The 13,632-nt window shown below is 64.3% G+C and carries 2 protein-coding genes; both read left to right on the top strand.

All coding sequences use genetic code 11. From position 1 onward, the window contains the following. The first annotated feature begins 42 nt into the window (after nucleotides 1-42). A complete protein-coding gene (locus MTX19_RS33795; protein WP_280981082.1) occupies nucleotides 43-1,851 on the top strand; it encodes a cytochrome c/FTR1 family iron permease in 1,809 nt (602 codons plus the stop codon). A 2,078-nt stretch (nucleotides 1,852-3,929) separates the two neighbouring features. Further along, the gene (locus tag MTX19_RS33790; RefSeq protein WP_348638239.1) at nucleotides 3,930-13,430 is read left to right on the top strand and encodes an Ig-like domain-containing protein; all 9,501 of its coding nucleotides are present in this window, start codon (nucleotides 3,930-3,932) and stop codon (nucleotides 13,428-13,430) included. The last annotated feature ends 202 nt before the right edge of the window (nucleotides 13,431-13,632 follow it).

The raw sequence follows: 13,632 nt of genomic DNA, 5'->3' as shown, positions 1-13,632 counted from the left end.
GCGAGGGCCGAGACGAGCGACGTCGAAACCACGTGGCGACTATTGGATTACATCGCGGTGGATTACGCCGGCGCCGTCTCGCATGGCGTAGTGTCAAGTCCCTCCGAGTACGACGAGCAGAAGGAGTTCGCGGCCACCGTTGCCGCAAAGCTCGCCGCGCTCCCGCGTCAGCCGGAACGGCAAGCGCTTGCCATGGAAGCCGCCCGCCTGCAACGCGCCATCGCAGACAACGCTGATGCTGAGCAAGTCGCAGGTATAGCGAATGGCCTGGCGGCTGCGTTGCTGGCGGCCTACCCGGTGCCGTTGGCGCCGAACAAGGTTCCGGACTTCGCACGTGGCGCGACGTTGTACGGTCAGAACTGCGCCGCCTGCCATGGCGAGGCCGGCGACGGCCATGGATCAGATGCCGTCACGCTTGATACGCCGCCGATCGCCTTCACGGATGCCGACCGCGCCCGCCAACGAAGCGTGTTCGCCCTCTACCAGGTCATCACGCAGGGTCTTGATGGGACGGCGATGCCGAGCTTTGACGCCCTTCCGAGCGATGATCGTTGGGCTCTGGCTCTCTACGCCGCTCATTTCGCTTTCTCGGAGGCCGCTGCGGCCGTAGGCGAACGGCTGTGGAAGCAAGACGCCTCGCTTCACCTGCTGGTTCCCGATCTGAAGGCGCTCGTCGGCACGACGCCCGCAGCGCTTGCGAGCAAGATCGGACAGGACAAGGCCGACGCGCTCATGGCGTATTTGCGTCGTCATCCCGAGGTGGTCACGCAGGCGCAGGGCGGATCCTTGTCGCTGGTGCGCGGGCGTCTCGCCGAGAGCCTTGCCGCCTATCGAGCGGGGGATCGCCAGCACGCCGGTGACCTGGCCTTGTCCGCCTATCTCGATGGCTTCGAGCCGGTCGAGCCGACGCTCGGGACGCGCGATCGTCCGCTCATGGAGCGGATCGAGGGGGCGATGGGCGACTACCGCGCCGCCATCCAGAGCGGAGAAAGCGCGGATGCGCCGGCTGGGCGCGTGCAGGTCCTCGACAACCTTTTCGATGACGCCGAGGCGTCGCTTTCGCTCGATGCGGCAAGCGGCCTCTCGACGTTTCTCGGAGCGGCGACAATCCTGCTGCGGGAGGGATTGGAAGCGCTATTGATCGTCGTTGCGATGATCGCCTTCCTCCGCAAGGCCGAGCGGATGGAGGTCATGCCCTACGTCCATGCGGGTTGGGTAGGCGCCCTCGTCGCGGGCTTCCTGACCTGGGTCGTCGCGACCTGGGTGATCGGGATCAGCGGCGCGAGCCGGGAGCTGACGGAGGGATTCGGTTCGGTCTTCGCCGCCGTCGTCCTGCTCTCGGTCGGCATCTGGATGCACGGCAAGGCGCAAGCCGATCAATGGCAACGCTACATTCGCGAGAAGGTGGCGAAGGCGCTATCCGGTGGTTCGGCCTGGTTTCTGTTTCTGCTCGCTTTCATCGTCGTCTACCGAGAGGTGTTCGAGACGATCCTCTTCTACGCAGCGCTGTGGACCCAGGGAAACGGCGGCATGATCCTCGCGGGCGCGCTGAGCGCGTGTGGGGCGCTGGCGCTCATCGCGTGGGCGATGCTGCGCTATAGCCGCCGGCTGCCGATCGGCAAGTTTTTCACCTACAGCTCGTGGCTCATGGCGGTCCTGACGGTCGTGCTGGCCGGCAAGGGCATTGCCGCCCTGCAAGAGGCCGGCATCGTCAGCATCGCACCTTTACGCCTGGTGCCGCGTATCGCGCTGGTCGGCCTGTTCCCGACCACCCAAACGGTCGCGGCCCAAGTACTCATGATCGCGGCTCTGGCTATAGGCTTCGCTCTCAATCGTCGAAAGGTCGCATAGAAGAATGGATCGAGCTTTGGTCGGTGTCAGCGCCGTTCTCCGCGAGAACACCGCAACGAAATCGACGAAACGCCCCAAACGTGACGGACGCGGGTGCTACAGCAAGAAAAGGTCACCGACTGGCTTCGGTATGCAGGGGCGCATGTTCAATGAACTTTGGAAATTGCCCGCTTAACCAATCACAGGAATCGAGTGGTGCAAGTGAATGATCATTCCTTCATTGCCGTGAAGCAAGATAGATGGCTGTTCGAGAGCAGCGGCGATGCGGTTGGCTCAGTTAACGACAACAGTTGGCTCTGGTCGCCCCCAAGCCCAGCGCCTCGGCTCAGCGGCGACGTTGAGCAGGATGAGCAGCTCACCTCCGTCCATTATCGGCTTGAACGCGAGTAACGTCGCTGCGCGACCGAACCCGTTGGTAGCCGCCCTGACGAAGGCACGGACGAGCATCGAACGCCGACAAGCCGACGAAAGAGATGCAACGTCGAGCATTCGTCGACTGCTGCTCGCCAACGTTGCGCGAGCCATGCGTCTCGAGCGGCAGCCACGGTTCACCCGTCGTGAAGGCGCCTCTTGGATTTCCGTCCCAGCGCATGGGAGCCCGTTCGGGATCTCCCGAAAAATCTTTCCGGATATCCCGCAGAACCCATACGCATCAATATCGCAATGATGATGAGTTCGCGGGGCGCCAGATCCGGTCATGCGAGACGATGACATAGGCGCTCAAAGCAGGCAGGATTTCCCATGCCGGTTTCCACCAGAAGCGTCCGTAATCCTACGGGAGTATCAGACGAACGCAGTTAATGATGAAAATGCATTCAATGCGCATGACATATAGACGGTCACGCAATTTTGCGTCAAAGTGTCCAGAATTAGACGTAAGGCTTTGTCACCGGCCAACGGCATCATCGGGGTCCGGCGGCAAATCCAAAGACGATACAAAGCAAGAATTTTCGAACAGGGTTTTTACGCAGGGTGGGCGGCTGCGGTACCGCTCACCCCAGCCGAGCAGGGGTCGAAGAGAGCGTTCGGAAGCATTTTCACGTAGATCGAGCCACTGAGCGGATTTGAGTAGCGGCAACTACTCGGTCCATGCGCTCCAGTTTAGCTTTGGGGGCGCGGCACTTTCGGTGAAGGCTGGAGGCGAATGCGTTTCGCGCCTGCTCTGCGATTGCGGAGTGAGGGAGTTGCGCGTTGTGTTGCGTCGTTTTTGTCGCAAAGGCCGCCGAGCCGCCGTTCCATCGGTCCACTTCCGGACCCGTCTCGCGGGTGTACACGCCAGGTCCTGCGAAGTATCGAGCCCGCCGTCACTACCCCGGGCAGGCCGCTGCGCATCGAATGATCTTCGGCTGCCGACATTCTGGCTCGCCTGCCGATGCTTCGCGTCTGCGCCATCGGGCGCTGCGCCCTCAATCGCGCACCTCCACGACATGCAGCCTGCCCGACGCAGCGGCCGCTTATCCCGCGATTTCCACCGATTCTTACACCAAAGCATTCATCCACTCGATTTGAGAGAGCAGCTTTTCATGACCAGCCGTTTGAACACGAATGCGAGGCCGATCCCCAACGCAACCGATCGCGCCATGGAGCCCGCTCATTCAGGCATGACCAGCGCTACACCCAAGCGCGAAATCGCTTTTATCGATCCAGGCATCGATCACCTCCAAACCTTACTGAAAGGCATGCGGGCCGACGTCGAGCCGATCGTGCTCTCGAAGGACGAGCCTGCGATGCGACAGATCGCTGGCGCGCTAAAGGGCAGGGGGACTCTGGAAGCCATTCACGTCATCGCGCACGGAAAGCCCGGCGAAATCGCCTTCAGCTCCGGATCGCTGTCGCCTGAAACGCTTCCGGACCACATCGATGAGCTTGCCCTGATCGGGGCAGCTGTTGCCGATGGTGAGATTCGGCTGTGGTCTTGCCAAACGGCCCGAGGCACCCGCGGCAGGGCGCTCGTGGCGGCCATCGCGCAATGCACGCAAGCTGGCGTACGAGGCTCGAGCAATCTCGTCGGATCCTCTGAAAGAGGCGGAAGCTGGACTCTCGACACAACTGCAGTCGCTCCCATCACAAGCGAAGGCATGGTCAGCTACCAGGGCATCATGGATACCAGCACCGGCACGACGGTCGACAACCTCAATGTGCTTGACGCGATCAAGACCAATGACACCAGCGGCATCGAGTACATCTACTGGGCCGATATCAGCACATTCCTCACGACGAGTACCAATGCGACCCAAACTGTTACGATTCAACAGGCGTTCGAGGCGGGCCAGCTCCTGCTCACGTTCCAGGTCGGTTCGTCGTTTTACACCATCGGCTATAACAGCACTGCCTCCGTCTACTATCAGAGCGGGCTTCCGGCGGGTTTCTTTCTTGAGCAGACCGACCAGTACGGAACGCCCGTTAGTCAATTCGACCCAATTACCGGTCAGACGGTCACGGGATCCGCGCAGCCGTTGCTTGAGGGCTTCACCGGCTCACTTGCTGACTTCGTGACGCAGGTCAACAATCTGAAGGTGAACAACGTCTCGCTGTTCACCGGCACCACGCAGTTGATCACCGACACGATTGACGGCAGCGCCGGTAAAGATAATATTCAGGGCATCGCAAGCAACGCCGCCATTCACAATATCATCCAGGGTGGGAGCGGTGCAGACGTTCTCACCGGCGGAATCGGTTCTGACTATTTCGTATTTGCAAAGGCGACTGACTCGCCCGTCGCGGGGCAGCTGAATTCAAGCGGACAGCTCGCTCAAACCTGGGACCAGATCACTAATTTCCAGGTTGGCACCGACAAAATCGATTTCAGCCAACTGATCAACGACCAGTCGGTCTCGAGCGCGGGAGGCGTGACCGCGTTCGCGGCTGGGCTTGCGGAATTCCGCTGGTTCGGCGCGCAGCCGGCGAACACATCCTCGATGGGATCGGGCAATGGCTACGGCGTTTGGTACACCCCCGACGGATCTGGTGGGGTCTATGTCTATGCTGATACCAACGGGGACGGCGCCGCCGATCTGAAATTCCAAGTCTCAGGGGTCACGGCGCTCAATCCAAGCGACTTCATTGCAGTCGACCCGCCCAGCGCGTTCACGGTCCACATTAATCCAATCGAACCTACGCAATCGAATCCCTGGCTCATCAATCTCGCCGATGCAAATGCTGGGGTCACCGTTACGGGGACGGTGGCTCACTTCACGCCCAGCGCTCAGCTCATCGTTACGCTGAACGGCCACAACTACACCGCCACTGTCGCGGCCAACGGCACCTGGTCCGCGGTGATTCCAGCGGGAGATCTGGCGCATAACCTGCTCCCCGACGGTAGCTACACGCTCACTGCGGCCGTGAAAGTTGGATCGAGCACCGCTGCATCCGATTCACATTCGGTTAGCGTTGACGAGACGCCGCCGACCATCGCGATCAACACGATCGCGGGTGATAATCGTCTCAACCTGGCGGAGTCCGCCTCGAACCTGACGATCAGCGGTACCACGAGTGGGGTCGAGAACGGGCAGACGGTCAGCGTAGTGCTGAACGGGCATACCTACACCGGCACGGTGACCAACAACGCCTGGTCAGTGACGGCGCCGGCTTCAGACCTGGCACATGCGCAGCTGCCGGACGGCAGCTACACCGTAACGGCGAATGTGTCGGATTTGGCCGGCAACCCGGCGACGCAGGCGACGCATGCGCTGACCGTGGACGAGACACCGCCGACCATCGCGATCAACACGATCGCGGGTGATAATCGTCTCAACCTGGCGGAGTCCGCCTCGAACCTGACGATCAGCGGTACCACGAGTGGGGTCGAGAACGGGCAGACGGTCAGCGTAGTGCTGAACGGGCATACCTACACCGGCACGGTGACCAACAACGCCTGGTCAGTGACGGCGCCGGCTTCAGACCTGGCACATGCGCAGCTGCCGGACGGCAGCTACACCGTAACGGCGAATGTGTCGGATTTGGCCGGCAACCCGGCGACGCAGGCGACGCATGCGCTGACCGTGGACGAGACACCGCCGACCATCGCGATCAACACGATCGCGACGGACGACGTCATCAACGCGGCGGAGTCGCAGTCTGCGCTGACCATCACCGGCACCACCACGGGCGTGGAAGCCGGCCAGACCGTCACGGTCAGCCTCAACGGCCACGACTACAGCGCCACGGTTGCCGCCAACGGCAGCTGGTCGGCCAGCGTCGCCCAGGCCGACGTCGCCGCGCTCAGCGATGGCGGCTCCTACACCGTGCATGCCAGCGTTTCGGACGTCGCCGGCAACCCGGCCGCGGCCGACCACACCATCGCGGTCGACGAGAGCGCGACCATCGCGATCAACACGATCGCGACGGACGACGTCATCAACGCGGCGGAGTCGCAGTCTGCGCTGACCATCACCGGCACCACCACGGGCGTGGAAGCCGGCCAGACCGTCACGGTCAGCCTCAACGGCCACGACTACAGCGCCACGGTTGCCGCCAACGGCAGCTGGTCGGCCAGCGTCGCCCAGGCCGACGTCGCCGCGCTCAGCGATGGCGGCTCCTACACCGTGCATGCCAGCGTTTCGGACGTCGCCGGCAACCCGGCCGCGGCCGACCACACCATCGCGGTCGACGAGAGCGCGACCATCGCGATCAACACGATCGCGACGGACGACGTCATCAACGCGGCGGAGTCGCAGTCTGCGCTGACCATCACCGGCACCACCACGGGCGTGGAAGCCGGCCAGACCGTCACGGTCAGCCTCAACGGCCACGACTACAGCGCCACGGTTGCCGCCAACGGCAGCTGGTCGGCCAGCGTCGCCCAGGCCGACGTCGCCGCGCTCAGCGATGGCGGCTCCTACACCGTGCATGCCAGCGTTTCGGACGTCGCCGGCAACCCGGCCGCGGCCGACCACACCATCGCGGTCGACGAGAGCGCGACCATCGCGATCAACACGATCGCGACGGACGACGTCATCAACGCGGCGGAGTCGCAGTCTGCGCTGACCATCACCGGCACCACCACGGGCGTGGAAGCCGGCCAGACCGTCACGGTCAGCCTCAACGGCCACGACTACAGCGCCACGGTTGCCGCCAACGGCAGCTGGTCGGCCAGCGTCGCCCAGGCCGACGTCGCCGCGCTCAGCGATGGCGGCTCCTACACCGTGCATGCCAGCGTTTCGGACGTCGCCGGCAACCCGGCCGCGGCCGACCACACCATCGCGGTCGACGAGAGCGCGACCATCGCGATCAACACGATCGCGACGGACGACGTCATCAACGCGGCGGAGTCGCAGTCTGCGCTGACCATCACCGGCACCACCACGGGCGTGGAAGCCGGCCAGACCGTCACGGTCAGCCTCAACGGCCACGACTACAGCGCCACGGTTGCCGCCAACGGCAGCTGGTCGGCCAGCGTCGCCCAGGCCGACGTCGCCGCGCTCAGCGATGGCGGCTCCTACACCGTGCATGCCAGCGTTTCGGACGTCGCCGGCAACCCGGCCGCGGCCGACCACACCATCGCGGTCGACGAGAGCGCGACCATCGCGATCAACACGATCGCGACGGACGACGTCATCAACGCGGCGGAGTCGCAGTCTGCGCTGACCATCACCGGCACCACCACGGGCGTGGAAGCCGGCCAGACCGTCACGGTCAGCCTCAACGGCCACGACTACAGCGCCACGGTTGCCGCCAACGGCAGCTGGTCGGCCAGCGTCGCCCAGGCCGACGTCGCCGCGCTCAGCGATGGCGGCTCCTACACCGTGCATGCCAGCGTTTCGGACGTCGCCGGCAACCCGGCCGCGGCCGACCACACCATCGCGGTCGACGAGAGCGCGACCATCGCGATCAACACGATCGCGACGGACGACGTCATCAACGCGGCGGAGTCGCAGTCTGCGCTGACCATCACCGGCACCACCACGGGCGTGGAAGCCGGCCAGACCGTCACGGTCAGCCTCAACGGCCACGACTACAGCGCCACGGTTGCCGCCAACGGCAGCTGGTCGGCCAGCGTCGCCCAGGCCGACGTCGCCGCGCTCAGCGATGGCGGCTCCTACACCGTGCATGCCAGCGTTTCGGACGTCGCCGGCAACCCGGCCGCGGCCGACCACACCATCGCGGTCGACGAGAGCGCGACCATCGCGATCAACACGATCGCGACGGACGACGTCATCAACGCGGCGGAGTCGCAGTCTGCGCTGACCATCACCGGCACCACCACGGGCGTGGAAGCCGGCCAGACCGTCACGGTCAGCCTCAACGGCCACGACTACAGCGCCACGGTTGCCGCCAACGGCAGCTGGTCGGCCAGCGTCGCCCAGGCCGACGTCGCCGCGCTCAGCGATGGCGGCTCCTACACCGTGCATGCCAGCGTTTCGGACGTCGCCGGCAACCCGGCCGCGGCCGACCACACCATCGCGGTCGACGAGAGCGCGACCATCGCGATCAACACGATCGCGACGGACGACGTCATCAACGCGGCGGAGTCGCAGTCTGCGCTGACCATCACCGGCACCACCACGGGCGTGGAAGCCGGCCAGACCGTCACGGTCAGCCTCAACGGCCACGACTACAGCGCCACGGTTGCCGCCAACGGCAGCTGGTCGGCCAGCGTCGCCCAGGCCGACGTCGCCGCGCTCAGCGATGGCGGCTCCTACACCGTGCATGCCAGCGTTTCGGACGTCGCCGGCAACCCGGCCGCGGCCGACCACACCATCGCGGTCGACGAGAGCGCGACCATCGCGATCAACACGATCGCGACGGACGACGTCATCAACGCGGCGGAGTCGCAGTCTGCGCTGACCATCACCGGCACCACCACGGGCGTGGAAGCCGGCCAGACCGTCACGGTCAGCCTCAACGGCCACGACTACAGCGCCACGGTTGCCGCCAACGGCAGCTGGTCGGCCAGCGTCGCCCAGGCCGACGTCGCCGCGCTCAGCGATGGCGGCTCCTACACCGTGCATGCCAGCGTTTCGGACGTCGCCGGCAACCCGGCCGCGGCCGACCACACCATCGCGGTCGACGAGAGCGCGACCATCCTGGCGGTGACGGCAATTGCGCCGGACAACGGCACGAGCGGCAGCGACTTCATCACCAACACGACGACGGTGTCGATCAGCGGCACGATCGACGTGGCCGATGCCAACCGCACCATCACGGTGAAGGACGGCTCGACCACGCTGGGCACGGCGACGGCCGATGCGAGCGGCAACTGGACGTTGGCGAACGTGACGCTGGCGCAGGGCACCCACAGCCTGACAGCCTCGGCAACCGACCTCGCCGGCAACACCGGCACCTCGGCGGCGCAGTCGGTCACCATCGACACCACGGCGCCCACCGCCCCGTCGATCACCTCGATAACCGACGACGTCTCGCCGCTCACCGGCACGCTGACGAGTGGAGCCAGCACCAACGACACCGACCTCACGGTGAAGGTTAGCCTGATCGGCACCGGCGCGGTGGCAGGCGATACGGTGCAGCTCTACAACGGAAGCGGCACAACGAGCCAGCTCGGCACGTCCTATACGCTGACCTCATCCGATATCAGCAACGGCTTTGCGAATGTGCAGACCGGGACGCTGACCAACGGCACCACCTACACTCTCACCGCGCGGGTGACCGACCAGGCCGGCAACCAGAGTGCCGTGTCTACCAACAGCTTCACGGTGACCGAGGACACCACGCCGCCGACGGCTCCGACGATTGTCCATGTCGGCGACGGCGGCGCGATCGGCGGGTCGGATCACATTGTCAGTGGCCAGTCCGGGGACGCGGTGGTCAGCGGCACGGCGGAAGCCAACAGCACGATTGCGATCTTCAGCGGCGCCGCGCAGCTGGGCACCACGACGGCGGATGGCAGCGGCAACTGGAGCTACACGCTCACGTCCGGGAACATTACAACAATCGGGCAGGGCTCGGGCAAGAGCGTGACGGCAACGGCGACAGATGCGGCGGGCAACACGTCGAGCGCTTCCAGCGCGTTCAGCTTCTCGGTTGACACGATTGCGCCGACGGCTCCGACGATTGCCCATGTCGGCGACGGCGGCGCGATCGGCGGGTCGGATCACATTGTCAGTGGCCAGTCCGGGGACGCGGTGGTCAGCGGCACGGCGGAAGCCAACAGCACGATTGCGATCTTCAGCGGCGCCGCGCAGCTGGGCACCACGACGGCGGATGGCAGCGGCAACTGGAGCTACACGCTCACGTCCGGCAACATCACTACGATCGGCCAGGGCTCGGCCAAGAGCGTGACGGCGGCGGCGACAGATGCGGCGGGCAACAGCTCGAGCGCTTCCAGCGCGTTCAGCTTCTCCGTTGACACGGTTGCGCCGACGGCTCCGACGATTGCCCATGTCGGCGACGGCGGCGCGATCGGCGGGTCGGATCACATTGTCAGTGGCCAGTCCGGGGACGCGGTGGTCAGCGGCACGGCGGAAGCCAACAGCACGATTGCGATCTTCAGCGGCGCCACGCAGCTGGGCACCACGACGGCGGATGGCAGCGGCAACTGGAGCTACACGCTCACGTCCGGGAACATTACAACAATCGGGCAGGGCTCGGGCAAGAGCGTGACGGCAACGGCGACAGATGCGGCGGGCAACAGCTCGAGCGCTTCCAGCGCGTTCAGCTTCTCCGTTGACACGGTTGCGCCGACGGCTCCGACGATTGCCCATGTCGGCGACGGCGGCGCGATCGGCGGGTCGGATCACATTGTCAGTGGCCAGTCCGGGGACGCGGTGGTCAGCGGCACGGCGGAAGCCAACAGCACGATTGCGATCTTCAGCGGCGCCGCGCAGCTGGGCACCACGACGGCGGATGGCAGCGGCAACTGGAGCTACACGCTCACGTCCGGCAACATCACTACGATCGGCCAGGGCTCGGCCAAGAGCGTGACGGCGGCGGCGACAGATGCGGCGGGCAACAGCTCGAGCGCTTCCAGCGCGTTCAGCTTCTCCGTTGACACGGTTGCGCCGACGGCTCCGACGATTGCCCATGTCGGCGACGGCGGCGCGATCGGCGGGTCGGATCACATTGTCAGTGGCCAGTCCGGGGACGCGGTGGTCAGCGGCACGGCGGAAGCCAACAGCACGATTGCGATCTTCAGCGGCGCCACGCAGCTGGGCACCACGACGGCGGATGGCAGCGGCAACTGGAGCTACACGCTCACGTCCGGGAACATTACAACAATCGGGCAGGGCTCGGGCAAGAGCGTGACGGCAACGGCGACAGATGCGGCGGGCAACACGTCGAGCGCTTCCAGCGCGTTCAGCTTCTCGGTTGACACGATTGCGCCGACGGCGACTGCGACAGTGACAGCGCTGAGCTCTGATAGCGGCAGCTCATCGAGCGATTTTATCACCAATGTGGCATCGCAGACGGTGAGCGGTACGTTCACCGGGACACTGGGCCCAGGTGAGAAGATCCAGGTCAGCGCAGATGGCTCGACCTGGGTCGACGCGACGGCCGGATCCAGCACGTTCACAGCGTCGGGTGTGACGCTGTCGTCCGGCACGGGAACCTTGTCGGTCCGGACGATCGACACGGCGGGCAATACGACGGCCGGCACGAGTCACAGCTATACGTTGGACCAGATTACTCCGACCGGTGGCACGCCGGCGCTAACGGCGGCGTCCGACTCCGGCTCGTCGAGTACGGACAACATCACCAAAGTCACGAATCCGACGTTCACGGTGGCACTGAACCCGACGGTTGCGGTCGGCGACACAGTGCAGCTGCTGCTCGGCGGCTCGGCGCTGGCGCATAACGTCACGCATACGATCACCTCGGCAGACATCAGCGCCGGCTCTGTGAGCCTGACGGTGACCGCGGGTGACCTGGGCAGCGACGGCTCGAAATCGATCACGGCCAAGTTCACCGATACCGCCGGCAATTTCTCCACCACTTCAGCCGACGTGATCACTTTAGATACTACGCCACCCTCAACACTCAGCTGGAGCTATAACAATGGTCAAAGTAAGCTGACAGCAACGACTGATACTTCCGGAGTTTGGAAGGTCACAGTCCATGACAACACGTCCTCTGCCGATTACAATGCAACTCTGCAATCAGCAGGTACGTGGACACTCACACAGTCAGGCCTGAACGGCGACAGCCTGACTGTGACTGAATATGATATAGCTGGAAACACCACGACCAGCACTCATACCGCGCCTGCTGGCCAATCGGGGGCGCCTATTGACTTGGGTCTTTCCTCCACGGGTGGATCGATCGTAAGCGTTTCAATCCAAAATCTACCCGACGGTTGGGTCTTTGGTGGGGCAACTCAAAATGGCGACGGCTCATGGTCCTTAACGACCAGCGAGGTTGGTTTGTTGAGCGTTGCGACTTCTGCCAATTATACAGGTGCGCTTGCACTGCACATTGTAGAAAGCTGGACCAACACCGATGGCACCATCGGAAAGGCAATAGTCGTCGACAACCTTGAAGCCTACGCCCCCGGTTCTCCTATCTTCGCCTGGTCCGGCGACGACAACCTGACCGGCTCCAGTGCGCACGACACCTTCGTCTTCTCCCAGCCGATCGGCAACGACGTCGTGCACAGCTTCGATGTCTCATCTGACGTGATCGACCTCATCAGCTACGGCTGGCAGAGTTTCAGCGACGTTCAGGCGCACACCGCGGACGACGCGAGCGGCAACGCGGTGATTACGCTAGCCGATGGTCAGACGATCACGCTTGATGGCGTGCATGCGGCGGATCTCAGCTCGGCGAACTTCGAGTTCGATGTCACGCCAACGACAGAGAACCCGGGTCCGATGACGATCGGCGACGGCGCGATGCTGCCGCTCTCCGGCATCATCCACAACACCGGCACGATCGAGTTGCAGGCGTCCGGCGACGACACGCTGCTGCAGCTGATCCAGACCGGCATCACGCTCAATGGCGGCGGCCAGGTGGTCCTCTCGGACGATGATCACAACATCATCGCCGGCACGGCGCCGAACGTCACGCTCGACAACGTCGACAACGTGATCTCCGGCGCTGGCCAGCTGGGGGAGGGCAGCCTGACGCTGAGCAACGAGGGCACCATCGATGCTACCGGCACCCATGCCCTGGTGATCGACACCGGTACCAACGTAATCACGAACGCAGGTACGCTCGAGGCGACCGGCAGCGGCGGTCTTCTGATCGACAGCGCGATCGCGAATTCGGGCCAGCTGTGGGCGAACGGCGGCACGGTGACGGCGCTGGGTGAGGTCAGCGGTTCGGGCACGGCCGAGATCAGCGGGACCGGAACAATGGAGTTCGGAGCGGCGTCGGCCGCCAACGTCACGTTTGACGCGAACGCTACCGGTCACCTAATCCTGGACGATGCCTTCCATTTCACCGGCACGGTCAGTGGGTTGACGGCCAACGACGACATCGATCTCAAGGGTATCGGTTTCGGTGCAGGGACCACGGTGAGCTTCACGGGAAACCAAGCGGGGACCGGTGGCACCCTGACAGTGTCGGATGGTGTTCATACCGCGAACATCGTCCTGCTTGGCCAGTATGATCCGACGGGCTTCAACGAAAAGGCGGACGCAACGAACGGCACGGTGGTCAGCTATGATCCGCACCACATCGCGTGAGCGACACCGCTGGCGTCTGCCTGGAGCATACGGGGCGTCCCCACCCGAACTGTGATTTGCCGCTATATGCGATGCGGCAAATCACAGCCGGCTCGACCAAGCCGCGGGGAGCTTCCCGCGCGATCAGGTCGTGACGTCGACGCCGGCAGAGGAGGTGCTGCGAACCTATTGCAAGCCGGCATCCCTGTATTCTGGGAAGGTG

This window comes from Bradyrhizobium sp. ISRA464, assembly GCF_029910095.1.
In the GTDB taxonomy this organism is placed as follows: domain Bacteria; phylum Pseudomonadota; class Alphaproteobacteria; order Rhizobiales; family Xanthobacteraceae; genus Bradyrhizobium.
The sequence above is the reverse complement of the archived record's forward strand: the minus strand, read 5'-3'. Positions and strand labels throughout refer to the sequence as shown.